The following is a 377-nucleotide window of genomic DNA, read 5'->3' on the forward strand; positions in this document are numbered from 1 at the left end:
GGCTGCGGGTGGTCGCTTTCTACGGCGGCCCCGACGGTCCAGGGCTGGGGGTGTTGGGGGCGGGAACACCGGAGCAGGCCGCGGCAGCAGTGGCAGCCCAAGCCGCCGCCTTCGCCGGCTTCGGCCGGCCGGTGCAGCCGGCGATGGAACTACTGGCAAGCGTCGCCCAGGACGCACCCGGCCCGGAGGGCACCTACTCCCGCCCCGTGACCGATACCCAGATCGCGGCGTATCTCGCGGTGGCACATGCGCACCGGATGCTGCTGATCCTCGACATCCAACCCGGCGGCGGGGAGTTCCTGCCCCAGGTCCAGGCATTGCAACCGTTCCTGCTCGACCCCGACGTCAGCGTGGCGTTGGACCCTGAATGGAAAGTC

General features: G+C 70.6%; 1 pseudogene. It reads left to right on the forward strand.

Annotated elements, in window-relative coordinates:
- Nucleotides 1-377 (forward strand): annotated as a pseudogene (locus tag RM423_RS25110) (hypothetical protein); the annotation flags it as partial.

Source organism: Jatrophihabitans lederbergiae, assembly GCF_031845305.1.
GTDB lineage: Bacteria > Actinomycetota > Actinomycetes > Mycobacteriales > Jatrophihabitantaceae > Jatrophihabitans_A > Jatrophihabitans_A lederbergiae.